At 72.8% G+C, this 25954-nt stretch carries 20 protein-coding genes; 15 read left to right on the top strand and 5 right to left on the bottom strand.

All coding sequences use genetic code 11. From position 1 onward, the window contains the following. The first annotated feature begins 320 nt into the window (after window positions 1–320). Complete coding sequence (gene serA / locus ACIPRD_RS01045; RefSeq protein WP_356404039.1) at window positions 321–1910, top strand: phosphoglycerate dehydrogenase; 1590 nt, start codon at window positions 321–323, stop codon at window positions 1908–1910. A 107-nt stretch (window positions 1911–2017) separates the two neighbouring features. Here the strand turns inward: serA and ACIPRD_RS01040 are convergent, their stop codons facing one another. After that, on the bottom strand, window positions 2018–3601 hold the full coding sequence (locus ACIPRD_RS01040) for an MFS transporter (RefSeq protein WP_401558873.1): 1584 nt from the start codon (window positions 3599–3601) through the stop codon (window positions 2018–2020). A gap of 97 nt (window positions 3602–3698) precedes the next feature. On the opposite strand from ACIPRD_RS01040, the gene ACIPRD_RS01035 reads away from it, so the two are divergent. After that, window positions 3699–4274 carry a TetR/AcrR family transcriptional regulator gene (locus ACIPRD_RS01035; protein WP_356404043.1) on the top strand — a complete coding sequence of 192 codons (576 nt, stop codon included), beginning with the start codon at window positions 3699–3701 and terminating at the stop codon, window positions 4272–4274. Between the two features lie 4 nt (window positions 4275–4278). Here ACIPRD_RS01035 and ACIPRD_RS01030 read toward each other — a convergent pair whose 3' ends face one another. Beyond that, the gene (locus ACIPRD_RS01030; RefSeq protein ID WP_401558870.1) at window positions 4279–5496 is read right to left on the bottom strand and encodes a PucR family transcriptional regulator; all 1218 of its coding nucleotides are present in this window, start codon (window positions 5494–5496) and stop codon (window positions 4279–4281) included. 167 nt (window positions 5497–5663) lie between these two features. On the opposite strand from ACIPRD_RS01030, the gene ACIPRD_RS01025 reads away from it, so the two are divergent. The 12 genes from ACIPRD_RS01025 to cimA all read left to right on the top strand — a co-directional run bounded on the left by ACIPRD_RS01025 (window position 5664) and on the right by cimA (window position 19491). Then, window positions 5664–6590 carry a proline dehydrogenase family protein gene (locus ACIPRD_RS01025; protein WP_356404047.1) on the top strand — a complete coding sequence of 309 codons (927 nt, stop codon included), beginning with the start codon at window positions 5664–5666 and terminating at the stop codon, window positions 6588–6590. Window positions 6591–6627: 37 nt separating this feature from the next. After that, the gene (pruA, locus tag ACIPRD_RS01020) at window positions 6628–8259 is read left to right on the top strand and encodes an L-glutamate gamma-semialdehyde dehydrogenase (RefSeq protein WP_356404049.1); all 1632 of its coding nucleotides are present in this window, start codon (window positions 6628–6630) and stop codon (window positions 8257–8259) included. Between the two features lie 141 nt (window positions 8260–8400). Next, on the top strand, window positions 8401–9267 hold the full coding sequence (locus ACIPRD_RS01015; protein WP_356404051.1) for an alpha/beta hydrolase: 867 nt from the start codon (window positions 8401–8403) through the stop codon (window positions 9265–9267). Between the two features lie 47 nt (window positions 9268–9314). After that, complete coding sequence (locus tag ACIPRD_RS01010; RefSeq protein ID WP_401558866.1) at window positions 9315–9863, top strand: GNAT family N-acetyltransferase; 549 nt, start codon at window positions 9315–9317, stop codon at window positions 9861–9863. A 353-nt stretch (window positions 9864–10216) separates the two neighbouring features. Continuing rightward, the gene (locus tag ACIPRD_RS01005) at window positions 10217–10348 is read left to right on the top strand and encodes a hypothetical protein (RefSeq protein WP_356404055.1); all 132 of its coding nucleotides are present in this window, start codon (window positions 10217–10219) and stop codon (window positions 10346–10348) included. A gap of 123 nt (window positions 10349–10471) precedes the next feature. After that, complete coding sequence (locus ACIPRD_RS01000; protein WP_356404057.1) at window positions 10472–11515, top strand: 3-isopropylmalate dehydrogenase; 1044 nt, start codon at window positions 10472–10474, stop codon at window positions 11513–11515. Window positions 11516–11826: 311 nt separating this feature from the next. Further along, window positions 11827–12915, top strand: coding sequence for a branched-chain amino acid aminotransferase (locus ACIPRD_RS00995; protein ID WP_356404059.1), 1089 nt, complete (start codon window positions 11827–11829; stop codon window positions 12913–12915). 207 nt (window positions 12916–13122) lie between these two features. Then, window positions 13123–13905, top strand: a complete 783-nt coding sequence (ureA, locus tag ACIPRD_RS00990; protein WP_356404061.1) for an urease subunit gamma — start codon at window positions 13123–13125, stop codon at window positions 13903–13905. Then, window positions 13902–15584: an urease subunit alpha gene (locus tag ACIPRD_RS00985; protein ID WP_401558862.1), complete on the top strand. Its 1683-nt coding sequence runs from the start codon at window positions 13902–13904 to the stop codon at window positions 15582–15584. Before ureA ends, ACIPRD_RS00985 begins: the two co-directional genes overlap by 4 nt. An 11-nt stretch (window positions 15585–15595) precedes the next feature. Then, window positions 15596–16639 (top strand): agmatine/peptidylarginine deiminase, encoded by a 1044-nt coding sequence (locus ACIPRD_RS00980; RefSeq protein ID WP_401558860.1) that lies wholly within the window; start codon window positions 15596–15598, stop codon window positions 16637–16639. 157 nt (window positions 16640–16796) lie between these two features. Next, entirely contained in the window at window positions 16797–17414 is a 618-nt protein-coding gene (locus tag ACIPRD_RS00975) for a TetR/AcrR family transcriptional regulator (RefSeq protein ID WP_401558857.1), read from the top strand. Window positions 17415–17880: 466 nt separating this feature from the next. Then, a complete protein-coding gene (cimA, locus tag ACIPRD_RS00970) occupies window positions 17881–19491 on the top strand; it encodes a citramalate synthase (protein WP_356404069.1) in 1611 nt (536 codons plus the stop codon). A 28-nt stretch (window positions 19492–19519) separates the two neighbouring features. Here cimA and ACIPRD_RS00965 read toward each other — a convergent pair whose 3' ends face one another. From ACIPRD_RS00965 to ACIPRD_RS00955, 3 genes are all read right to left on the bottom strand, one after another. Then, on the bottom strand, window positions 19520–20125 hold the full coding sequence (locus tag ACIPRD_RS00965) for a GPP34 family phosphoprotein (protein WP_356404071.1): 606 nt from the start codon (window positions 20123–20125) through the stop codon (window positions 19520–19522). A 153-nt stretch (window positions 20126–20278) separates the two neighbouring features. Continuing rightward, window positions 20279–20581 carry a muconolactone Delta-isomerase family protein gene (locus ACIPRD_RS00960; protein WP_401558853.1) on the bottom strand — a complete coding sequence of 101 codons (303 nt, stop codon included), beginning with the start codon at window positions 20579–20581 and terminating at the stop codon, window positions 20279–20281. Window positions 20582–20717: 136 nt separating this feature from the next. Continuing rightward, complete coding sequence (locus ACIPRD_RS00955; RefSeq protein ID WP_401558850.1) at window positions 20718–22583, bottom strand: ricin-type beta-trefoil lectin domain protein; 1866 nt, start codon at window positions 22581–22583, stop codon at window positions 20718–20720. 299 nt (window positions 22584–22882) lie between these two features. On the opposite strand from ACIPRD_RS00955, the gene ACIPRD_RS00950 reads away from it, so the two are divergent. Beyond that, window positions 22883–25903, top strand: a complete 3021-nt coding sequence (locus tag ACIPRD_RS00950; protein ID WP_401558847.1) for a glycoside hydrolase family 3 protein — start codon at window positions 22883–22885, stop codon at window positions 25901–25903. Window positions 25904–25954 lie beyond the last annotated feature (51 nt).

Raw genomic sequence — 25954 nt, 5'->3', positions numbered from 1 at the left:
CCACGGTGGCGCACCCCCCGGCCATGCTGGTGCCTTTTTTTTTGGGGGGGGGGGGGGCGGGGGGGCCCCCCCCCCCGGGGGGGGGGGGGCCCCGGGGGGGGCCCCCCCCCCCCACGGCACCTCCCGGGAGACCCCGTACACAATGGAGTTTCTCGTCCGGGTGATCCTTCCGCAGTGGCGCAGAACGACGACCGTGGCGCCATTACACTGCGCACTACATACGCGTCAGGCCCACAGCGTCGTGCGTCTTCCACGCGGCTAGCACCCCTCCGCCAGCGGCCGTCGGGACGGCCGTCCGCATTGGACTTGTGAGGACTCACGTGAGCTCGAAACCTGTCGTACTCATCGCTGAAGAGCTGTCGCCCGCGACCGTCGACGCGCTCGGTCCCGATTTCGAGATCCGGCACTGCAACGGTGCCGACCGGGCCGAACTGCTTCCCGCCATCGCCGACGTCGACGCGATCCTGGTCCGTTCCGCCACCAAGGTCGACGCCGAGGCCATCGCCGCCGCGAAGAAGCTCCGGGTCGTCGCCCGCGCCGGTGTCGGCCTGGACAACGTCGACGTCTCCGCCGCCACCAAGGCGGGCGTGATGGTCGTCAACGCCCCGACCTCCAACATCGTCACCGCGGCCGAGCTGGCCTGCGGTCTGATCCTGGCCACCGCCCGCAACATCCCGCAGGCCAACGCGGCGCTGAAGAACGGCGAGTGGAAGCGCAGCAAGTACACCGGCGTGGAGCTGGCCGAGAAGACGCTCGGCGTCGTCGGCCTCGGCCGCATCGGCGCGCTCGTCGCCCAGCGCATGTCCGCCTTCGGCATGAAGGTCGTGGCCTACGACCCCTACGTGCAGCCCGCGCGGGCCGCCCAGATGGGCGTCAAGGTGCTGTCCCTGGACGAGCTGCTCGAGGTCTCCGACTTCATCACCGTCCACCTGCCCAAGACCCCCGAGACCCTCGGCCTGATCGGCGACGAGGCGCTGCGCAGGGTCAAGCCCGGCGTGCGCATCGTCAACGCGGCCCGCGGCGGCATCGTCGACGAGACGGCGCTGTACGCGGCGCTGAAGGAGGGCCGCGTCGCGGGCGCCGGCCTCGACGTGTACGCCAAGGAGCCCTGCACGGACTCGCCGCTGTTCGAGTTCGACCAGGTCGTGGCCACCCCGCACCTCGGCGCCTCCACCGACGAGGCGCAGGAGAAGGCGGGCATCGCGGTCGCCCGCTCGGTGCGCCTCGCGCTCGCCGGTGAGCTGGTCCCGGACGCGGTGAACGTCCAGGGCGGTGTCATCGCCGAGGACGTCAAGCCCGGTCTGCCGCTCGCCGAGCGCCTCGGCCGCATCTTCACCGCCCTCGCGGGCGAGGTGGCCGTCCGTCTCGACGTGGAGGTCTACGGCGAGATCACCCAGCACGACGTGAAGGTGCTGGAGCTGTCCGCGCTCAAGGGCGTCTTCGAGGACGTCGTCGACGAGACGGTGTCGTACGTCAACGCCCCGCTGTTCGCGCAGGAGCGTGGCGTCGAGGTGCGCCTGACCACCAGCTCCGAGTCGGCCGACCACCGCAACGTGGTGACCGTGCGCGGCACGCTCGGCAACGGCGAGGAGATCGCGGTGTCCGGCACGCTGGCCGGCCCCAAGCACGTGCAGAAGATCGTCGCGGTCGGCGACTACGACGTCGACCTCGCGCTCGCCGACCACATGGTCGTCCTGCGCTACGAGGACCGCCCCGGTGTCGTCGGCACCGTCGGCCGCATCCTCGGCCAGGCCGGCATCAACATCGGCGGCATGCAGGTCGCCCGCGCGGGCGTCGGCGGCGAGGCACTGGCCGTGCTCACCGTCGACGACACGGTCGACCCCGCGGTGCTGGCCGAGGTCGGTGAGGAGATCGGGGCGACGTCCGCCCGGTCGGTGAACCTGGTCTGAGCCGCCGGGTCCGCGCACCGGACCCCCTGCGGCCCCGGATGGGCCGCGTCCTCGAACGCCGGACGGGCGATGCGCCCGTCCGGCGTTCGCCGTGTGCCGCGAGGCGGTCAGACCGCCGCCCGCTCCGGCTCCGCCTCGGACTTCTCCGCCGGTGTCTGCCGGACCTCGGTCCCGCGCAGCGTCGTCGCCGCCGCGACCGCCGCCAGGGCCAGGACCGCGGCCCCCGCGACCGACGCGCCCTGCATCCCGTGGGTGAAGGCGGCGCGGGCCGTCGCGGCCAGGGCGTCTCCCGTGCGCCCCGGCAGCCGGGCGGCGACGGCGAGGGCGCTGCCGAGGGTGTCGTGGGCGGGGGCCGGGGCCGAGGCCGGGATCCCGTGGCGGTAGACGGCGGTGCCGACGGAGCCGAGGACCGCCATGCCGAGGGCGCCGCCGAACTCCGCGCCCGTCTCCAGCAGTGAGGTGGCGCTGCCCGCCCGCTCCAGCGGGGCCGCGCTCAGCGCGAGGTCGTTCAGCTGGGACATGACCACGACGAGCCCGGCGGAGAGGACCCCGGCCGCGGCGAGGGCGAGCCAGAGGGCGTCCGTGCCGGTCAGGGCGAGGAGCACGAAGCCGGCGCCCCCGGTCACGAACCCGGCGGCCACGACGCGCCCGCGGTCCACGCCCCGCTGCACCAGCGCGGCCGCGAGCGGGGCCGCGAGGCCGATCGGCACCGAGGGGAGCAGCGCCCACAGGGCCGACTCCAGCGCGCTCATGCCGAGCACCGACTGCAGGTACTGCGTCGTGAAGTACGCCGATCCCATGACCCCGAAGGCCGAGACGAGGTTCAGCACGACGGCCGGCGCGAAGCCGCGTCCGCGGAACAGGGCCGGGGAGATCATCGGGGAGTCCGCGGTGCGCTGGCGGTGGACGAAGAGAGCCGCGAAGAGCAGGCCGACGGCGATGGAGACGACGTACAGCGGGTGCGCGCCCTCGGACGGGATCTTCTTCAGGCCGTAGACGACCGGGAACACCGCGGCCATCGACAGCGGGACGCTCACCAGGTCGAAGCGGCCCGGGGCCGGGTTCCTCGACTCGGGCAGCAGGACCGGGCCGAGGAGCAGCAGCAGCGCCATGGCCGGCAGGTTGACCAGGAAGACCGAGCCCCACCAGAAGTACTGGACGAGGACGCCGCTCATGACCGAGCCGAGCGCGATGCCGCCGGTCATCACCCCGGACCAGATGGCGACGGCCTTCGCGCGCTCGCCGGGATCGGTGAACATCGTGCGGACCAGCGCCATGGTCGAGGGCATCAGGGTCGCGCCGCCGACGCCGAGCACCGCGCGGGCCGCGATCAGCGTCCCGGGACTGTCCGCGTACGCGGCCACCAGCGAGGCCGCGCCGAACGCCGCCGCACCGCACAGCAGCAGCCGGCGGCGTCCGACGCGGTCGCCGACCGAGCCCATCGTCATCAGCAGCCCGGACAGGACGAAGCCGTAGACGTCGAAGATCCACAGCTGCTGGGTGCCGCTCGGCCGCAGGTCGGCGCTGATCGAGGGGATCGCGAAGTACAGGACGGAGACGTCCATCGAGACCAGCAGCAGCGGCAGCATCAGCACGCCGAGGGCGGTCCACTCGCGGCGTCCGGCGCGGACGGGAGCGCCGGCGGCGCCGTCCGCGCCCGTCGGGACGTTCGTGCTCGTCGAGTTCGTCATGCCGAGGACTGTACGGGCGTCATAAACGCTTGTATAGAACGCTTGTATAAGTCAGCCGTCTAGGACGCGTGTATGGACGGGCGCTAGGCTGGCCCGCATGGGACACCGTGAGGATCTGCTCGAAGGCGCCAAGCGCTGCCTGCTCCAGAAGGGCTTCGCGCGGACGACCGCGCGCGAGATCGTGAAGGAGTCCGGGACCAATCTCGCCTCGATCGGCTACCACTACGGCTCCAAGGACGCCCTGCTCGCCCAGGCCTATGTGGCGCTGGTGGAGAACGTGTCCGACGGCTTCGACGGGGACGGCCCCGGGGCCGAGGGCGCGCCCGGTTCGCTGGAGCGCTTCCGGTGGGTGTGGTCGAACATCGTCGCGAGCATGCGGGAGCCCGGCTCGGTGTGGCGGCTGAGCATGGAGGTCATGACCCTCGAACTGCCCGAGGTGCGCGACCACTTGTCCCGCGCGCAGCGGGAGGGCGGCCGCGGGCTGGTGGCGATGCTCATGGGCGTGCCGGAGGAGGACGTCTCCGACGCCACGGCGGACACGCTCGGCCGCTTCTACCTGACGCTGATGACCGGGCTCATCGCCCAGTGGACGTTCGACCCGAAGACCGCGCCCGACGGGGACGCGCTCACCGAAGGCCTGCGCCAGATCGTCGAGGCGGCGGCCAGGGGCTGACCCCTCAGACCAGCCGCGCCCGCTTCAGGGCCATGTGCAGCAGCAGCCGGTCCTCGCCGTCGTCCAGGTCCAGGCCGGTCAGCTGTTCGACCCGGGACAGCCGGTAGTACAGCGTCTGCCGGTGGATGCCCAGTTCGGCGGCGGTGCGGCCGGCCTGTCCCGCGCGGTCGAGGTAGACCTCGGCGGTGTGCGCCAGATCCCGGTGGGCGGGGGAGAGCAGCGGGCTCGCCGCCGGGTCGTGGGCGGACTCCGGCGGCAGGGCGGTCAGCAGCCGGTACGGCCCGATGCGGCCCCACTCGGCTACGGGCCCGAGCCGGGGCTCGGCCAGCGCCGCCCGCGCGGCGGCCGCGGCCTCCTGCCAGACGGCGCCCAGCTCGACCAGGCCGACGCGGGGCTCGCCGACCCCGGCGGCGGGCGTGCCCCGGGCCGCGCGCACCCCGTGCGTGCCCTCGACCTCCTTCAGCAGCCGCGACGCGGTCGTCAGCGCCGGGGCGGCCGCGTCCGCCGAGCGGAGCCGCACCAGCACCGCCAGGCTCTGCGCCGTGGCACCCCACGGGACCGTGCACAGCGCGGTGGCGTGCGGGACCGTACGCGGGGAGGGGGCGTCGTCGGGGTCGGCCGAGGGCCACGGGGCCAGGCACACCAGCGTGTGCGGGCCGTCGGCGCGGGCGCCCAGGGCCGTGCGCAGCTCCGCCACCGCCATGTCCTGCTGCCAGCCGCGTTCCGCGGTGAGCACCGCCCGCAGCTCGCGGCCGAGTCCCGCGCCGGCCCGCGCCTCGTCGGCGAGCAGCGCGCCGATCCGGCCCGCCACCTCCATGGCGGCGGCCAGCTGTGCGTCGGTCGGGCCCGGATCGTCGTCCAGCAGCCAGACGTAACCGAGGACGACACCCCGATGGCGTACGGGCAGGCAGACGCGGCCGCGGTAGACGCCGGCCTCCGGGGTCGGCGGGATGCGCACCGGCCCGGTCGCCCGGGTGATGCCGAACCCCTCGAACCACGCCCGCACCGTCGCGGTGGAGCGCCGGGTCAGGATCGACCGGGTGCGCACCGGGTCCAGGGCCGACGGATCCAGCTCGCCCTCGCTGTCGTAGGTACCGAAGGCGATCAGCTCGAAGTCCCGGTTCTCCAGGGTCGCCGGAGCGCCCAGCAGTTCCGAGAGCTCGTCCACGAGCTCCTGGTAGTCACCTTTGAATTCCGACGCCACTCGGGCATTCTGCCGCATTTCCCGACCGCCTTCATACATCTGTCTGAGATACCGGCAACGGATGCGTGACAGCTGTCGATGGCCGACGATCGGAGAGATCCTTAGGTTTCACGGTGGTTCTCCGTGCCGTCTCCGAATCGTCGGGTGGCGGCCGTTTTCGGTGCTTTTGTTTGTGGAGGTGCCCCGTGCTGGGTCCCGTGATTCTCGCCGCGTCGCGCAGCGACCGGATGCGACGCCTGATCTCGGCCGCCCCGGTGACCAAGCAGGTCGTCGACCGCTTCATCCCCGGCGAGACCGTGGACGACATCGTCCCGATCATCGAGGACCTCACGGCCAAGGGCCTGGAGCTGACGATGGACGTCGTCGGCGAGGACATCACCACCCCGGAGCAGTCCTACGCCGCCCGGGACGCCTACCTCAAGCTGATCGAGCACCTGAAGGAGCTCGGGCTCGGCGAGAAGGTCGAGATGTCCGTCAAGCTGTCGATGTTCGGCCAGGCGCTGGAGGGCGGCCACGAGCTGGCCCTCGCCAATGTCCGCCCGGTCGTCGAGGCCGCCGCCGCCATCGGCACCACCGTGACGCTGGACGCCGAGGACCACACCACCCTCGACTCGATGTTCGCCATCCACGAGGAGCTGCGGAAGGACTTCCCGCAGACCGGCTGCGTCATCCAGGCCTACCTGTTCCGCACCGAGGCCGACGCCCGCCGCCTCGCCGCCGCCGGCAGCCGCGTGCGCCTGGTGAAGGGCGCCTACAAGGAGCCCGCCGAGGTCGCGTACCAGCAGAAGCACGAGATCGACAAGGCCTACGTGCGCATCCTGAAGACGCTGATGAACGGCGAGGGCTACCCGATGATCGGGTCCCACGACCCGCGTCTGATCGCCATCGCGCAGGAGCTCGCCCACAAGGCCGGCCGTAAGCTCGACGAGTACGAGTTCCAGATGCTCTACGGCATCCGCGGCGAGGAGCACCTGCGGCTGGCCGCCGAGGGTCACCGGATGCGCGTCTACACCGCCTACGGCACCGACTGGTACGGCTACTTCATGCGGCGCCTCGCCGAGAAGCCGGCGAACCTCCAGTTCTTCGTACGCAGCATGATCACCAAGGGCTGAGCCCACCACCCGCTCAAGCAGAAGGAGTTACGGATCCATGGACGCTGTGACCCAGGTCCCCACCCCCGTCAACGAGCCGGTGCACGGCTACGCCCCCGGCTCGGCCGAGCGCGTCCGCCTGGAGGCCAAGCTCAAGGAGCTGGCCGAGAACCCGGTCGACCTGCCGATGACCATCGGCGGCGAGAAGCGGATGGGCGGCGGCGAGGCCTTCCAGGTCGTCCAGCCGCACAACCACAAGGCCGTCCTCGGCACCCTGCGCAACGCCACCGAGGCGGACGCCCAGGACGCCGTCGACGCGGCGCTCGCCGCCGCCCCGGCCTGGCGCGCGATGTCCTTCGACGACCGTGCCGCGATCATCCTGCGCGCCGCCGAGCTGCTGTCCGGCCCCTGGCGCGAGACCATCGCCGCCTCCACCATGCTCGGCCAGTCCAAGACCGCCCAGCAGGCCGAGATCGACAGCCCCTGCGAGCTCGTCGACTTCTGGCGCTTCAACGTCCACTACGCCCGCCAGATCCTGGCCGAGCAGCCCCCGGCCAACTCCCCGGGCGTGTGGAACCGCATGGACCACCGCCCGCTGGAGGGCTTCGTCTACGCGATCACCCCGTTCAACTTCTCGGCGATCGCGGCCAACCTGCCCACCGCCCCGGCCCTCATGGGCAACGTGGTCGTGTGGAAGCCGTCCCCGACGCAGACCCACTCCGCCGTGCTGCTGATGCAGCTGCTGGAGGAGGCGGGCATGCCCAAGGGCGTCATCAACCTCGTCACCGGCGACGGCATCGACGTCTCCAAGGTCGTCCTGGAGCACCGCGACCTCGCGGGCATCCACTTCACCGGCTCGACCAAGACCTTCCAGTACCTGTGGAAGACGGTCGGCAACAACATCGAGAAGTACCGCTCCTACCCGCGTCTGGTCGGCGAGACCGGCGGCAAGGACTTCGTCGTCGCCCACCCGAGCGCCGACCGTGCCGTGCTGAAGACCGCCCTCACCCGCGGTGCCTTCGAGTACCAGGGCCAGAAGTGCTCGGCGACCTCCCGCGCCTACATCCCGGCCTCCATCTGGAACTCCGGCTTCAAGGAGGAGTTCGCGGCCGAGGTCGACGGCCTCACCATGGGTGACGTCACCGACCTGTCGAACTTCATCGGCGCCGTGATCGACGAGCGTTCCTTCGCCAAGAACAAGGACGCCATCGACCGCGCCGCCGCGGACCCGGCCTGCACGATCGTCGCGGGCGGCACCTACGACGACTCGGTCGGCTACTTCGTCCGCCCGACCGTCGTCGAGTGCAGCGACCCGGAGAACGAGGTCTTCCGCACCGAGTACTTCGGCCCGTTCCTCGCCGTCCACGTCTACGAGGACGACCGCTACGACGAGATGCTGGACCAGATGGAGTCCGTCTCCGACTACGCCCTGACCGGCTCGGTCATCTCGGGCGACCGTGCGGCCGCCGCCCACACGATGGCGAAGCTCCGCTACGCGGCGGGCAACTTCTACATCAACGACAAGTCGACCGGCGCCGTCGTCGGCCAGCAGCCCTTCGGCGGCGGCCGTGCCTCCGGCACCAACGACAAGGCCGGCGCCCCGCAGAACCTGATGCGCTGGACCCTGACCCGCGCCATCAAGGAGACCCTGGTCGCGCCGACCGACTACTCCTACCCGCACATGGGCTGATCAGCCCCCGCGAACGCGGGCCGGGAAGCCTGAACTCCCCCGAACAGGCTTCCCGGCCCGCCCCCTTTTCCCCGGGGGCTGAGCCCCGGGATTCCGTGGATCCCGTCCCGCGGTGCGGACGCACGGCGCCACACTGGACGCGTGACGGTGACCGCCGACGACGGCGTGCGGCTGTGGGCCGCCCGGACCCCCGGTCCGGGTGACCCGCTGGTGCTGTGCCACGGCGGCCCGGGACTGTGGGACATGTTCGGCGAGGTCGCGGCGCTCCTCGCCGCCGCCACCCCCGTCGTCCGCTGGGACCAGCGCGGCTGCGGACGGTCCGAGCCCTGCGCGGGCCCCTGGACGAGCGCGCGCTTCGTCGCCGACCTCGACGCCGTACGACGGCACTTCGGCCTGGAGCGGACGGCACTGCTCGGCCACTCCTGGGGCGCGCAGCTCGCGCTGTCCTACGCCCTGGCCCACCCGGAGCGGGTGAGCGCCCTGATCTACGTCTCCGGCACCGGCATCGGACCGGACGCCGCCTGGCACCCCGCCCACCAGGCGCACTTCACCGCCCGGCTCGCCGAGCACCCCGGACGCCTCGCCCGCTGGCGCGAGCTGACCTCCCTCGCCCCCGCCGCGCGCACCGAGGACGAGCAGCGGGAACTGGCCGTCCTGCGCTGGTCCGCCGAGTTCGAGGACCGGCCGCGGGCCCTGGAGCGGGCCTGGCGCATGGCCGATCCCTGGTTCGGCGTCAACACCGCCTGCAACAAGGCCCTCAACCGCGAGCGCGCGACCACCTGGGGGACCCCTGAGCTGTACACCGCGTGCACCCGGCTCGACGTGCCCGTGCTGATCGTCGACGGGGCCGGCGACGTCCGTCCCCGTACCGCCGTCGACTCCCTGGCCGAGGCACTGCCCCGGGCCCGCCGGGTGACCCTGCCGCACGCCGGGCACATGCCGTGGACCGAGGACCCGGCGGGTTTCCGCGACGCGGTGCTGAGCGCCCTCCCGGGAGTGTCCCCGTGAGCCGGGAAGACCGGGAAGATCCGGGGGACACGGCCTAGCCTGGTCGTATGACCCCGCGCCCACCGCTGCGCACCGCTCATACCGCCGAGCTCGGCGCGGACGGACTCCGCTCCGTCCGCGCCCTGTTGGACGCCGCCTTCGACGGCGGATTCAGTGACGAGGACTGGGACCACACGCTGGGCGGTCTGCACGTCCTCGTCCAGGACGGCCAGGGGGTGGCCGCGCACGGCTCCGTGGTGATGCGGCGCACCCGGCACCGCGGGCGCTGGCTGCGCACCGGATACGTGGAGGCCGTCGCCGTACGCGCCGATGTGCGCCGGACCGGGCTCGGCGGGCGGGTGATGGGGGCCCTGGAGGGGATCGTCGACCGGGCCTACGACCTCGGCGCGCTGTCCGCGAGCGAGGCGGGAGCCGCGCTGTACGCGTCCCGCGGCTGGCAGCGGTGGGCCGGGCAGGTGCACGGCCTCTCCCCGGACGGGATCGTCCGCCTGGCCGAGGAGGAGGGCGGCATCCACCTGTGGCCGGCGCGCGACGGGGAACCGCTCGACCCGCGGCACGAACTGGTCCTCGACTGGCGTGACGGGGACGTGGCCTGACGCCCCGCGCGCGCCCCGCACGTCTCGTGCGCCGGGCCCTGCACCCCCGTACCGGCCCTTGCTCCGTTCGGTGAAACCGCAGCTCACGGAGGTGCGAACGCTTCGGCCGTCTCAGATAGTAGGAAGTCAAAGTAACCATGCAGACAGATGCGTCCGGCTCCCTTAGCGTGGTGGATGCCGAACGACTCGCTCGATCAAGCGAATGGCGGCCCCGTTCCGGGCCCTGCGCAGGCAACCCCTGCGGGCCGGTCCGCCGCCCACGGCGTCTCGTAACCCTCCCTTGCCGTGCACACGCGTCGTGGCGCAGAGCCGTGCGCCCCCGTGTGCCAGTACCTCAGAAGGAGACGATCTCCATGGCCGAGACGACCACCCGCCGCCGAGTCCGCCACGTGTCCCGTACGGACGAGACCGACCGCAAGAGCGCGGCCGCCGCCCTCCAGCGCTCCCTCGACCGCCGTGACAACGGCGGTTCCACCGGGCACTGAGACCGGGAGTTCCACCGGGCGCCGAGACCGGGAGCCGCCCGCCGTGACGCACGCCGTCCTGATCCGATGTCCGCATGCCGGACGGTGTGTGTCATTCCCTGGGATGCGGAGTACGGTTCCGACATGTCGCGCAGCATCAATCTCGCAGTGATCCCCGGTGACGGAATCGGCCAGGAGGTCGTGACCGAAGGGCTCAAGGTCCTCTCCGCCGTCCTGCCGCAGGACGTGAAACTGGAGACCCGGGAGTACGACTTCGGCGCCAGGCGCTACCACGCCACCGGCGAGACCCTCACCGACGCCGACCTCGCCGACCTGAAGCGGCACGACGCCATCCTGCTCGGGGCGATCGGTGATCCGAGCGTGCCCTCCGGCGTCCTGGAGCGCGGCTTCCTGCTGAAGCTCCGCTTCGCCTTCGATCACCACGTCAACCTGCGTCCGTCGAAGCTGCTCCCCGGAGTCGCCACCCCGCTCGCCGGCCAGCCGGAGATCGACTTCGTGGTCGTCCGCGAGGGCACCGAGGGCCCCTACACGGGCAACGGCGGCACCATCCGCAAGGGCACCGCGCACGAGGTCGCCACCGAGGTCTCCGTCAACACCGCCTTCGGTGTCGAGCGCGTGGTCCGCGACGCCTTCGAGCGCGCCCAGGCCCGCCCGCGCAAGAAGCTCACGCTGGTCCACAAGAACAACGTGCTGACCTTCGCCGGGCACCTGTGGACGGACGTCTTCAACCGGGTGGCCGAGGAGTACCCCGAGGTCTCCACCGACTACATCCACGTGGACGCGGCCACCATCTTCCTGGTCACCCAGCCCGAGCGGTTCGACGTGATCGTCACGGACAACCTCTTCGGCGACATCATCACCGACCTCGCCGCGGCCGTCTCCGGCGGCATCGGCGTGGCCGCCTCGGGCAACATCAACCCCGGCCGCGCGTTCCCGTCCATGTTCGAGCCGGTCCACGGCTCGGCCCCGGACATCGCCGGCCAGGGCAAGGCCGACCCCACCGCCACGGTGCTCTCCGTCGCCCTGCTGCTGCGTCACCTCGGCTACGACGCCGAGGCGGACCGCGTGGACGCCGCGGTCGCCGCCGACCTCACCGAGCGGACCGGTAAGCCGGCCCGTACCACCGCCGAGATCGGCGACGCGCTCGCCGTACGCGTGGCCGGCTGACCCGCGCCGCCTGCAAGCCGCCGGGTCGCCACCGCGCCCGGCGGCCTTTTCCTGTGCGGCCGACGGGTGTCACCATCGAACCCGGGGCCGCTTTCACCCCGATTCCTTCCCTCGCCATCCGCGCGCGATAATCGAACGCGGAGCCGCGACATGGGGAATGCTCGGACGTCCTCACTCCGGCCACGGGCCGTGCGGGCGTGAGCGCGGCCCGTCACCACAACCGGTGCTGCATCTTTCCGGGACGACCCCGGAGAGTCCGGCCGAAAGACCGGCGCCGCTCCGCCCATAGAGGAAGCGAAGGACTCCCAGTCATGACGACGCCCACGATCGAGCTCAAGCCCTCCGCCCATCCGCTCGCCGCCGCGGAGCGGGAGGCGATCCTGTCCAACCCCGGATTCGGCCGCCACTTCACCGACCACATGGTGACCATCAAGTGGACCGAAGGCCGCGGCTGGCACGACGGCCAGCTCGTTCCGTACGCGCCGATCCCGATGGACCCGGCCACCAACGTCCTGCACTACGCGCAGGAGATCTTCGAGGGCCTGAAGGCCTACCGGCAGCCCGACGGCTCGGTCGCCTCCTTCCGCCCCGACCAGAACGCCCGCCGCTTCCAGCGTTCCGCGCACCGCCTCGGCATGCCCGAGCTCCCGGTCGAGACGTTCATCGAGGCCTGCGACCTCCTCGTCCGGCAGGACAAGGACTGGGTGCCCGCGCACGGCGGCGAGGAGTCCCTCTACCTGCGCCCGTTCATGATCGGCACCGAGGTCGGCCTGGGCGTCAAGCCGTCCAACGAGTACCTGTTCATCGTCATCGCCTCCCCGGCCGGCGCCTACTTCCAGGGCGGCGTGAAGCCGGTCTCCATCTGGGTCTCCGAGGACCGCGTCCGCGCCGTCCCCGGCGGCATGGGCGACGCCAAGACCGGCGGCAACTACGCCGCCTCCCTGCTCGCGCAGGCCGAGGCCGCCGCCAAGGGCTGCGACCAGGTCTGCTACCTCGACGCCGTCGAGCACAAGTGGGTCGAGGAACTGGGCGGCATGAACCTGTTCTTCGTCTACGGCGACAGGATCGTCACCCCCACCCTGACCGGCTCCATCCTGGAGGGCGTCACCCGTGACTCCCTGCTGTCCGTCGCCCGTGACCTCGGCTACGAGGCCGAGGAGGGCCGCGTCTCCGTCGAGCAGTGGCAGCGCGACTCCGAGAACGGCACCCTGACCGAGGTCTTCGCCTGCGGCACCGCCGCCGTGATCACCCCGGTCGGCACCGTCAAGCGGGACGGCGCGGAGTGGAAGCAGGGCGACGGCGAGCCCGGCGAGGTCACCATGCGCCTGCGCGGCGCCCTCCTCGACATCCAGCGCGGCACCATCGGCGACCAGCACGGCTGGATGCACCCGCTGGGCTGACACCCGGCCGGCCGGCACACAGCGCCGGCACCCACAGGGCCGCCCCGGACACCGCGTCCGGGGCGGCCCTGTCGCGTCCCGAGGGCACGGGTGTTTAGAACATCACTCAAACTGGCGAGGCGGGACGCGCGGAAGGCCCTTCTCTTCGAGGTCCACGGCGTTTAGAGTGACGCTCTAAACGTAGGCCAGGCAAGGAGGTGTCGCGCCGTGCGACTGACCCCCACCGAACGCGACCGGCTGCTGCTCTTCGGGGCCGCCGAGCTGGCCCGGGCCCGCCGGGCGCGCGGCCTCCGACTGAACGTGCCGGAGGCGACCGCGCTGATCGCGGACACCGTCTGCGAGGCCGCCCGGGACGGCCGCCGGCTCGCGGAGGCCATCGAGGCGGCCCGCTCGGTGCTCGGCCCCGACGACGTGCTGCCGGGCGTCGCCGACGTGGTCACCGAGGTGCACGTGGAGGCCGTCTTCGACGACGGCTCCCGGCTCGCGGTGGTCGCCGACCCCATCGGGGGCGGCCTCGGCGACCTGGCGCCCGGCGCGCTGCTGCCCGGCCCGGAGCACGCCGACCCCGAGCCCGTCCTGACGCTGACCGTCACCAACACGGCGTCCGTGCCGGTCAGCGTCACCTCGCACTTCCACTTCTTCGAGGCCAACCCGCGCCTCGACTTCCCCCGCGCCCGCGCCTACGGCATGCGGGCGGCCGTGCCCGCCGGGTCCTCGGTGCGGTTCGGACCGGGGGAGAGCGCCGAGGTCGGTCTCGTGCCGATCGGCGGCGGCCGCGTCGCCATCGGCTTCGCCGGTCTGGTCGACGGACCGCTGGACGCGCCGGGCGCACGCGAGGAGGCCCTGCGCCGCGCGGCCGCCTGCGGCTACCTCGGAGCGGGGGACCCCGGTGCCCCGTCGGCCGGCGGCGCGGGCACAGGACGGCAAGAGGCGGGGAGCGGGCGCACCGGGCGACCGGGCGCCGACGATCTGGGAGTCGAGAACCGGTGAATCCGTACGAGTACGCCGCCACCCACGGACCCCGCGCCGGCGACCGGGTCCGGCTCGGCGACTCGGGTCTGGTGATCCGGGTCGAGTCCGACGCGCAGAAGTACGGCGACGAGTTCCTGGCCGGGTTCGGGAAGACCGCCCGGGACGGGCTGCACCTGAAGGCCGCGGCGGTCCGCGACACCTGTGACGTCGTGATCAGCAACGTCGTCGTCATCGACGCGGTGCTCGGCATCCGCAAGGTGTCCATCGGCATCCGCGAGGGCCGCATCCACGCCATCGGCCGGGCCGGCAACCCCGACACCCTGGACGGGGTCGACGTGGTCGTGGGCACGGGCACGACCATCGTGTCCGGCGAGGGGCTGATCGCCACCGCCGGAGCCGTCGACACCCATGTCCACCTGCTGTCGCCGCGGATCATGGAGGCGTCCCTCTCCTCCGGGGTCACCACGATCATCGGGCAGGAGTTCGGCCCGGTGTGGGGCGTCGGCGTCAACTCGCCGTGGGCGCTCCGGCACGCGTTCAACGCGTTCGACGCGTGGCCCGTCAACATCGGCTTCCTCGGCCGCGGTTCGTCGTCCGACCCGGCTCCGCTGGTGGAGGCGCTGGCCGAGGGCGGTGCCTCGGGTTTCAAGGTGCACGAGGACATGGGCGCCCACACCCGCGCCCTGGACACCGCGCTGCGGGTCGCCGAGGAGCACGACGTACAGGTCGCCCTGCACAGCGACGGGCTGAACGAGTGCCTCTCCGTCGAGGACACCCTGCGGGTCCTGGAAGGCCGTACGATCCACGCCTTCCACATCGAGGGCTGCGGCGGCGGCCATGTGCCCAACGTGCTGAAGATGGCCGGTGTCCCCAACGTCATCGGCTCCTCCACCAACCCGACCCTGCCGTTCGGCCGGGACGCGGTCGCCGAGCACTACGGAATGATCGTCTCCGTCCACGACCTCAAGACCGACCTGCCCGGCGACGCCGCCATGGCCCGCGACCGCATCCGCGCCGGCACCATGGGCGCCGAGGACGTCCTGCACGACCTCGGCGCGATCGGCATCACCTCCTCCGACGCCCAGGGCATGGGCCGCGCCGGTGAGACCGTCCGCCGCACCTTCGCCATGGCCGGGAAGATGAAGGCCGAACTCGGACCCCTGGACGGCGACGGCGAGGGCGACGACAACGCCCGCGTCCTGCGCTACATCGCCAAGCTGACCGTCAACCCGGCCATCGCCCACGGCCTCTCCCACGAGATCGGCTCCCTCGAACCCGGCAAGCTCGCCGACATCGTGCTGTGGCGCCCCGCGTACTTCGGCGCCAAACCGCAGCTCGTCCTCAAGTCAGGCTTCCCCGCCTGGGGCGTCACCGGCGACCCCAACGCCGCCACCGACACCTGCGAACCCCTCGTCCTCGGCCCCCTCTTCGGCGGCCACGGGGCCACCCCCGCCGACCTCTCCGTCGCGTTCGTCGCCCGTGCCGCCCTCGACCAGGGCCACGACACCCTGCCCACCCGGCGCCGCCGCGTCGCCGTGCGCGGCACCCGTGGCATCGGCCCCGCCGACCTGCGGCTGAACGCCCGTACCGGCGCGGTCGACGTCGACCAGCGCACCGGCCTCGTCACCCTCGACGGCGATCCGCTGCGCTCCGAACCCGCCGACTCCGTCGCCCTCAACCGCCTCTACTTCCTCTAGGGAGCCGTGACATGACCACCCCGGCAGCCGACGGCTTCCGCATGCCCGCAGAGTGGACCCCGCACGAGCGCACCTGGATGGCGTGGCCGGGCCCCAACGCCACCTTCGCCGAGCCCGGGAGCCTCGCCGCCGCCCGCCGCGCCTGGGCCGGGGTCGCCCGCGCCGTCCGCCGCTTCGAACCGGTCACCGTCGTGTGCGGGCCCGGACAGTCCGGGGAGGCACGAGCCCTGCTCGGCGAGGGCGTCGACACCGTCGAACGCGACCTGGACGACGCCTGGATGCGCGACATCGGGCCCACCTTCCTCACCGACGGCGCGGGCCGGCTGGCCGCCGTGGACTGGACGTTCAACGGCTGGGGCGCCCAGGAGTGGGCCCGCTGGGAGCACGACGCGAAGATCGCCGGGCACGTCGCCGGTCTCGCGGGCGCGCAGACGTACCGCTCGGACCTGGTCAACGAGGGCGGCGCCATCCACGTCGACGGCGAGGGCACCGTCCTGCTCACCGAGACCGTCCAGCTCGGCCCCGAGCGCAACCCGCACCGGACGAAGGAGGAGGTCGAGGCGGAGATCCACGCCCACCTCGGCACCCGCAAGGCGATCTGGCTGCCCCGCGGCCTCACCGCCGACTACCCCCCGCACGGCTTCGGCACCCTCGGCCACGTCGACATCGTCGCCGCGTTCGCCCGCCCCGGCGTCGTCGTCGCCCACCACCAGCCCGACCCGGCCCACCCCGACCACGAGATCACCCGCGAGGTCATCGGCATCCTCAGGTCGGCGACCGACGCCCACGGCCGCCCGCTGGAGGTCGTCGAGGTGCCCGCCCCGACCGTCCTGGAGACCGACGGCCACTGGGCCGACTACTCCTACATCAACCACTACCTGTGCAACGGCGGCGTCGTGCTCTGCGGCTTCGACGACCCCCGCGACGAGACCGCCGCCGGGATCTTCCGCCGGCTGTTCCCGCGGCGCACGGTCACCCTGGTGGACGCCCGGCCCGTCTTCGCGGCCGGCGGCGGCATCCACTGCATCACCCAGCAGCAGCCGAGGGTCCCCTGACGGCCCCCGTCGGGTACAACAGACGGGTGAACGTCCAGGTCCGCGCGGCCCGCGGCCGCCGTCCCGGCGGCCCGCCGCACCCGCTGCCCGCGCCGTCCCCCGGGCGCGCCGCACCGCCCGAGAACCGCCAGCCCGACGCCGTAGGGACGGTCACCGCATGAGCCCGGCCTCCTCCTCCCGCCGCCGCACCCCCGCCCCGCCGCGCGAGGAGGTGCTCGCCGCCGCGATGGACATGATCGCCGAGCGCGGCCTGGAGAAACTGACCATGGCGGGACTCGGCGACGCGGTCGGGATGAGCAGCGGACACCTGCTCTACTACTTCCGCTCCAAGGACGAACTGCTGCTCCAGGCCCTGGAGTGGAGCGAGGGCCGGCTCGGCGCCGAGCGCGCCCGGCTGCTCACCCGGCCGGGCGGCGCGCGCGAGCGGCTGGAGGCCTACGTCGAGCTGTACGTCCCCGACGGCGACCGCGACCCGCACTGGACGCTGTGGCTGGAGGTGTGGAACCGCTCGCGCGGCGCCGGCGACGACGCCCGCGAACGGCAGGCCGCCATCGAGGGCGCCTGGCACCGCGACCTCGTCGCCCTGATCGCCGAGGGCGTCTCGCGCGGGGAGTTCCGGCCCGTGGACGCCGACCGCTTCGCCACCCGGCTGCGCGCCCTCCTCGACGGCTTCTCCATCCACGTCGCCGTCGGCCTGCGCGGCACCGACCGCGAGCGGGTCCTCGCCCATGTGAGGGAGTTCCTCACCGGCGCCCTGCTCACGCCGGACGCCTGAGCCCCCCCGGCGCCCCGCGCGCCCCACTTGTCCCGCGTGCCCCACGCAATCTTGTCCCGCGTGCCCCACGCAATCCGCTGCCCCACGCGTCCCGTGCGCCCCACGCCTCCCGCTCGCACCTTGTGTCCCGTACGCACCTCGTGCCCCTGCCGTCCCACGGGGCGGGTCGCGCGAGCCCGCATCCTGAGACGGACGGTGAGACGAGGGGCACTCTGTGCCAGACTGCCCCTCGTGCTCTCGTTCGCCATGATTATGGGCAGCAGGCGCGCCGGTCCGCAGTGACCACCTCGCACGACCAGGTGCGGGTGGCACCGTCGTCCTCGACCCGCGCGCAGACCTCTCGCACCCGCGAGGGGTTTTTCGTTTTCCGGCCCACCTTCAGCCGGAGACGTGGCGCGAGGGACCATGGGGGACGGTGGAGCCGGTCATCCGGAAGACCGACATCTCCGACAGGAGCCTTGAGACCATGACGGAAACCAGCGAACTCGACGACTCGTTCCACGTCTTCGACACCACGCTGCGCGACGGCGCGCAGCGCGAGGGCATCAACCTCACCGTCGCGGACAAGCTGGCCATCGCACGGCACCTCGACGACTTCGGCGTGGGATTCATCGAGGGCGGATGGCCGGGCGCGAACCCCCGCGACACCGAGTTCTTCGCCCGGGCCCGGCAGGAGATCGACTTCCGCAACGCCCGGCTCGTCGCCTTCGGCGCCACCCGCCGCGCGGGCGCCAGAGCCGCCGACGACCCGCAGGTCAGGGCGCTCCTGGAATCCGGCGCCCCGGTGATCACCCTGGTGGCCAAGGCGCACGACCGGCATGTGGAGCTGGCCCTGCGCACCACCCTGGACGAGAACCTGGAGATGGTCCGCGACACGGTCTCCCACCTGTGCGCGCAGGGCCGCCGGGTCTTCGTCGACTGCGAGCACTTCTTCGACGGCTACCGCGCGAACCCGGAGTACGCCAAGGCCGTCGTCCGGACCGCCGCCGAGGCCGGCGCCGACGTCGTCATCCTCTGCGACACCAACGGCGGGATGCTCCCCGCGCAGATCCACGCCGTCGTCGCCACCGTCCTCGCCGACACCGGCGCCCGCCTCGGCATCCACGCCCAGGACGACACCGGCTGCGCCGTCGCCAACACCCTCGCCGCCGTCGACGCGGGCGCCACCCACGTGCAGTGCACGGCCAACGGCTACGGCGAGCGCGTCGGCAACGCCAACCTCTTCCCGGTCGTCGCCGCCCTGGAGCTGAAGTACGGCAAGAAGGTCCTGCCCGACGGACGGCTGCGCGAGATGACCCGGATCTCGCACGCCATCGCCGAGGTCGTCAACCTCACCCCCTCCACCCACCAGCCCTACGTCGGCGTCTCCGCCTTCGCGCACAAGGCCGGCCTGCACGCCTCCGCGATCAAGGTCGACCCCGACCTGTACCAGCACACCGACCCCGGCCTGGTCGGCAACACCATGCGCATGCTCGTCTCCGACATGGCCGGCCGCGCCTCGGTCGAGCTGAAGGGCAAGGAGCTGGGCATCGACCTCGGCGGCGACCGCGAGCTGATCGGCCGGGTGGTCGACCGGGTCAAGGAGCGCGAGCTCAAGGGCTACACCTACGAGGCCGCGGACGCCTCCTTCGAGCTGCTGCTCCGCGCCGAGGTGCAGGGCAAGCCGCTGAAGTACTTCGAGGTCGACTCATGGCGGGCCATCGTCGAGGACCGCCCCGACGGCACCCACGCCAACGAGGCCACGGTCAAGCTGTGGGCCATGAGCGAGCGCATCGTCGCCACCGCCGAGGGCAACGGCCCCGTCAACGCCCTCGACCGGGCGATGCGCGTGGCCCTGGAGAAGATCTACCCGCAGCTCGCCAAGCTGGACCTGGTGGACTACAAGGTCCGCATCCTGGAGGGCAAGCACGGCACGAACTCCACCACCCGGGTGCTGATCTCCACCAGCGACGGCGCCGGCGAGTGGTCCACGGTCGGCGTCGCGGACAACGTCATCGCCGCCTCCTGGCAGGCCCTCCAGGACGCCTACACCTACGGTCTGCTGCGCGCGGGAGTGGAGCCGGCCGCCGCCCAGTAGCGACCGGCGCGGCGGGCCCGCGAGCGGGTCAGGGGGCCCGCCAGACGTTGTCGTAGGCGTCCTCCTCGATCCGGCGGCGCTGGCGCACGGCCTCCAGCTCGGTCAGGGCCTCGCCGACGGCGGCCAGGACGGTCGCCACCTGGTCGTCGGTGATCTCGGCCGTCTGCGTCCCGGAGGTGTCCTCGATGCCGAGGGCCTCCGCCAGATCCACCAGGACCGGTTCGTGCGCCGCCCAGCGGTCGGCCGCGCGGCGGCGGTCCGGCGAGTCCGGGGGAGCGGAGTCCGCGGAGCGCCGGCGCAGCCAGTGCCGCCGGGTCCCGGCGGGCGTCTCCCGCTGCTCCAGATCGGTGGCGTAGGCGTCGGCGAGACCGCGTCCGCGCCGCCACAGCCAGTCCTCCACCGTCTCGTACGGCGTCTGCCGCACGAGAGAGGCCGAGGCCCCGTCGAGCAGCACGTCACCCGTGACGCGCTCGGCCGAGGGCACGACCCGGGCGTCCTCCACCACCAGCGCGCCCACCTCCAGCAGGTCGAGCAGCTCGGCTCCGGCGAGGGCGAGCGACAGGTCGCCCTGGGCGGGCCGGCCGGCCGCCGGGGCGTCCAGGGCGACGATCAGCAGGTCCTGGGCTGTGGTCATCTGCGGCTCCCGATGGCATGGCGCGCTGCGGCCTCGTACCACCACCATGTCGTCCGGGACGCCGATCCGCAGCCGGACCGCCCGATCCGCGGGCTCACGGCGCCCCGGAACCGCCGCGGGCCACGGGGCCGCGGGGCCGCGGCCCGCCGTGGCTCACGGTGCCGCGGAACCGTCGCCGGGATCGTTGGGGTGGGGCTCCAGCGGGGTGATCTCGAAGGTCATCCACGGCGCCAGCGGCAGGGTGCCGAGCACCTTCGCGCGCAGCTCCTCCTCGTCGGCCGCCCGCCAGACGCCGACGCTGCGCAGCTCGCCGACCGGCCGCCACAGCCGCGCCAGATGTCCGGCGGCCGCGAGCTCCCGGGCCCGGACGGCCTCCGCCGCCCTCCGCCGGTCCGCCTCCTGCGGCGCGGTGCCCTCGGGCACGGTGGTGGTGATCCTGACCAGGAACTCACGCATGACCGGCTCCCTTCCGCGAACGGCCCGGCCCGGATGCGGTGCCGGATCCCTCCGCCATCGTCCGCCCGCGGCCGCTCCCGGGCCACAGCCCGGCAGCGGCCGCGCGGACGGACGGCGGACCGCCGCGGGCGCGGGGCTACTGCAGATGCCACTTCTGGTTGGCGGCCCCGGTGCACGACCAGATCTGGGCGCGGGCCCCGTTCGCCGACGAGTTGTCCGTCACGTCCAGGCACTTGCCGGCGGCGGTGTTCACGACGTCGCCCGTGGCCGGGTCGTAGCTCCACCGCTGCGCCCCGGTCCCGTTGCAGTCGTACAGCTGCGTCTTCGCGCCGTCCGCGGTCGAACCCCCGGTCACGTCCAGGCACTTGCCGAGAGCCTGCACGGACCCGTCGGTCTGTACGGTCCAGGCCTGCGCCGCGCTGCCGTTGCAGTCGTAGAGCTGCACCGCCGTACCGTTCGCGCTCGAACCGCCCGCCACGTCCAGGCACTTGCCGGCCAGGCCCGTGAAGGCACCGCTGCGCGCGCCGCCGCCCGACGGGGTGCCGGACCAGGTGAAGGTCGCCGAGGTCCGCGCCGGCAGGGAGTACGTGGCGTGCTGCCCGCCCCAGCCGACGGTGACCGTCCGCGCCGAGGTGGACCCGTTGTACGCGATCAGCGCCTTGCTGCCGTCCGGGTTGCGCCAGGCCACGTTGGGCACGGCGGCGGACGCGGTCGAGGCGATGCGCTGGGCGCCGGGCCGCACGAACTTCGTCAGGTGCCCCATGTCGTAGTACTCGACGGTGTAGTCCACGCTCCCGCCCTGCGCGTCGCCGTTGTGCACGGTGACCAGGCCGGTGCAGGTGCCGCAGCCTCCGTTGTGCGGGCCCATGTTCTGGTCCACCGCCAGCGACCACTTGGTCACCGACTTCGCCCAGTTGCGGGTGTAGTCGATGATGTTCGACATGTCCTCGCGCTGCTGGTCGGCGATCCAGGTGCCGCCGGAGTGCTCGGTGCCGAAGGCGTCCAGGCCGGGGTACCGGTCGTGGACGGCCGTCTGCTTCGCGATGTCGCCGCCGTACCCGTGCCAGGCGATCCCGCCGAAGTTGGGGTGGGCGCGCACGGCGGGGTCGTCCACGGTCTGCGCGGCGTAGGAGTCGTAGGTGTCCCAGTTCCAGTCGTGCGCGAGCACCTTCGTGGACAGGCCCGCCGCCTGGAGCTTCGGCAGCAGCTCGCTCTTGGTGAAGTAGGCCAGCCCGCTCGCGTTCCAGCTCATCGACGGATAGCCCGAGCAGCACGTCGGCTCGTTCTGCGCGGTGACGTAACCGACGTCCACGCCCTGGGCCTTGTACGCCTGGAGGTACTTCACGAAGTACGAGGCGTACGCCCCGTAGTCCTCGGCCTTCAGCCAGCCGCCGTTCAGCGAGCCGCTGTCCTTCATCCACGCCGGGGCCGTCCACGGCGACGCCATCACGGTCAGCGCGGGGTTCAGCTGGACCGCCTGCCGGGTCAGCGGGGCGACGTCGGCGAGGTCGTGCGCGAGGGAGAACTTCGCCAGCGAGGGGTCGCTCTGCCCGGCCGGCACGTCGTCGTAGGTGTACCCGGAGCGCGCGAGGTCCGAGGCGCCCATCGGGTTGCGCAGGAAGGACAGCCCGATCCCGTCGGCCGGCGAGAACAGCTTGCGCATGGTCGCGTCCCGCGTCGCCTGCGACAGCGCCCCGCTGCTGTTCATCAGCCACGCCGCGGTGTCCGTGAAGGAGGCGCCGCCGCCGGTGAACGTCTGGTACCGGGTGTTCTCGTCCACGGTGATGTTCTCGCCGGCGCCCCCGGCCCCGGACTGGAAGGCGAACGGGGTCTGCGCCTGGAGGCCGCGTACGACGTGCCGTCCCGCGGAGTCGTCGGTGGTGGTGAGCCAGACCGTCACCTGCTCACCGGCCGCGTGCGCGGGGATGCCCGCGGCCGTCAGTCCGGCGGTGGCGAGCAGCCCGGCCAGCAGCAGCCGGGCAGCGCGCAGGGGTCGTCTCATGGTGCGCCGTCCCTTCATGAGGTGGGGGGTGGGGAGGCGTGCGAGCCGTGAGTCAATGACGGCTCGGCGGGCGCGTCAAGGGGTCGCGCATTCAGAAGCCGAACACGCGACCGCGCCGATCCGGCCGCCCCGTGAGCCCCCGTCACTTCTGACGTGAACTCTTGACGGCTTCATGAGGCCCGAGTTAACTCACGCCCTGATCTAAGTCATGAGTGAATCGAGAGCCCCCAGAGGGTGTCTCCGCGGCCCGCACCGCGAGGACCGCGCGGACACCCGCCAGAGAGCCAAGGGAAGGGTCCATGCGAAGAACCGCCCTGCTCGCCTCCGCCGCTCTGCTGACCGCGCTCCTCCCGCTGACCGCCGCCGCCACCGCCTCGGGCGCCGCCGATCCGCCGCCCGTGCCCGTCGACCGCTTCGAGGGCGAGGTGCCCTTCGCCGCCCAGCCCGCCGAGGGGATCTTCACCTGGGGCGGCGACGCCGACGACCCGCCCGCGCTCCGGCTGGCGGACCGCCCCGACGCCCCCGAGGGCGCCAAGGTCCTCACCGGCACCTACGACATCAGCGGCTACGGAGGCTTCACCCACGACTTCGCCGCCGGCGAGCCCGCCCACGACTGGTCCGCGCACCGGGGCATCCGCTTCTGGTGGGAAGGCCGGAACACCGGCAAGAAGATCGCCTTCGAGATCAAGGACGGCGGCGCCAACGGCGAGGCGTCCGAACTGTGGACGACGTCCTTCACCGACGACTTCACCGGCTGGAAACAGGTCGAGATCCCGTTCGGCGACTTCACCTACCGTACGGACTACCAGCCCGTCGGCGGCATCGACCACGTCCTGGGGCTGACCGCGATGTGGGGGTACGCCCTCACGCTCCCCACCGGCGTCCAGGGCAGCTTCGCCATGGACGACGTCGAGCTGTACGGCCGGGCCGACCAGTCGCTGCGCGCCTCGGTCACCACCGGCGCGACGGTCCTGCCGGTGAAGGAGGGCGGCACGGCCACCCTGAAGGTCGGCGTGTCCACCACCGGCGCGGCCCCCCTCGACGAACCCGTGACGGTCGCCTACGCGACCGGCGGCGGCACCGCCGAGCCCGGCAAGGACTACACCTCCGCCTCCGGCACCCTCACCTTCCCGGCCGGCACCGCCTCCGGCGCCTCGCGGACCGTCCAGGTCCACACCCTGAAGGACAAGGCCGCCGAGTCCGCCGAGTCGATCCCGGTCACGCTCACGGTGACCGGCGCCAAGGCTCCCGCCGAGACCCCGCAGGTCGTCATCGACGCCCACGGGCTGCCGTACCTCGACAGCCGGCTGCCCGTGAAGAAGCGGGTGGCGGACCTCCTCGGGCGCATGTCCCTGGCGGAGAAGGCCGGCCAGATGACCCAGGCCGAGCGCGGCGCGGTCGGCACGGGCGGCGACATCACCGCCTACGGCCTCGGCTCGCTGCTCTCCGGCGGCGGCTCCACCCCGACGCCCAACACCCCCGCGGCCTGGGCGCGGATGATCGACGACTTCCAGCTGCGGACGCGGGCCACCCGCCTCCAGATCCCGCTGATCTACGGCGTCGACGCGGTGCACGGCCACAACAACCTCGTCGGCGCCACGGTCATGCCGCACAACATCGGCATCGGCGCCACCCGCGACCCCGCGCTCGCCGAGCGGACGGGCGCCGTGACGGCCGCCGAGGTCCGGGCCACCGGCATCCCCTGGGACTTCGCGCCCTGCCTGTGCGTCAGCCGCGACGAACGCTGGGGCCGCTCCTACGAGTCCTTCGGCGAGGACCCGGCGCTGGTCGAGTCCATGGAGACGGTCGTCCAGGGCCTCCAGGGCCGCGCCGACGGCAAGGACCTGGGCCGCGGCGACAAGGTCCTCGCCACCGCCAAGCACTTCGCCGGCGACGGCGGCACCGCGTACGGCTCCTCGACGACCGGGTCCTACAAGATCGACCAGGGCGTCACCCGGGTCACCCGCCAGGAACTGGAGGCCGTCCACCTCGCGCCGTTCGCCACGGCCGTCGACCGGGGCGTCGGCACGGTCATGCCGTCGTACTCGTCCCTGGACGTCATCGGCGACGGGCAGGGCCCGGTGAAGATGCACGCCCGCGCCGACATGATCAACGGCGTCCTCAAGGGCCGCATGGGCTTCGACGGCTTCGTGATCAGCGACTGGAACGCCATCGACCAGCTCCCCGGTGACTACGGCTCCCACGTCCGCACGTCGGTGAACGCGGGCGTGGACATGATGATGGTGCCGTACTCCTACAAGGACTTCACCGGCACGCTGACCGCCGAGGCCGGCGCCGGCCGGATCACCGCGAAGCGGATCGACGACGCGGTCTCCCGCATCCTCACGCAGAAGTTCCGCCTCGGCCTGTTCGAGCACCCCTACGCCGACACCCGCGGCGCCGCCGCCATCGGCTCCCCGGCCCACCGGGCGGTCGCCCGCCGGGCCGCGGCCGAGTCCCAGGTGCTGCTGAAGAACAGCGGCGGCCTGCTGCCCCTGAAGAAGAGCCAGAAGGTCTACGTCGCCGGTTCGAACGCCGACGACATCGGCAACCAGACCGGCGGCTGGACCGTCACCTGGCAGGGCGCCCCGGGGAACACCGTGCCCGGCACCACCGTCCTGCAGGGCATGCGGGAGGCCGGCGGTAACGTCACCTGGTCCAAGGACGCCTCCGCGCCGACCGGCGGGTACGACGTCGGCGTGGTCGTCGTCGGCGAGACCCCGTACGCCGAGGGCGTCGGCGACGTCGGCAACGGCCACAGCCTGTCCCTCACGGCCGCCGACCAGGCCGCCGTGGACAAGGTGTGCGCGGCCATGAAGTGCGTGGTGCTGATCGTCTCCGGCCGCCCGCAGCTGATCGGCGACCGGCTCGACGGCATCGACGCGCTGGTGGCCTCCTGGCTCCCCGGCACCGAGGGCGAGGGCGTCGCCGACGTCCTGTACGGCAAGCGGCCCTTCACCGGGCAGCTCCCCGTCACCTGGCCGAGGTCCGAGGCCCAGCTCCCCGTCAACGTGGGCGACACGTCGTACGACCCGCAGTACCCCTACGGCTGGGGTCTGACCACGCTCACCCGGGTGCCGGACGGCGGCGCGGCCGAGCTGCGCGCGCTCGGCCGGGCGGCCGCGGCGGCCGAACGGACCGGCTCGGCCCGCACCGGGCGGGAACTGGTCGCCGAGGCGCGGCTGATCGTCCAGCGCGCGGCCGGGCAGCGGATCACCGAGGCGCTGTCCAAGCCCTTCGCCGACGCCGACCACCTGCTGCTGACCGGCCGGTACGGGAAGGCGGTGGAGAAGCTGGCGCAGGCCTACCGGGCCGCCTGACCCGGAGGCCCGCTCCCGGCCGCCCCGCCCGGCACCGGGCACATGTGCCGA

The sequence above is a fragment of the Streptomyces sp. NPDC090108 genome, assembly GCF_044747185.1.
In the GTDB taxonomy this organism is placed as follows: Bacteria; Actinomycetota; Actinomycetes; order Streptomycetales; family Streptomycetaceae; genus Streptomyces.
The sequence above is the reverse complement of the archived record's forward strand: the minus strand, read 5'-3'. Positions and strand labels throughout refer to the sequence as shown.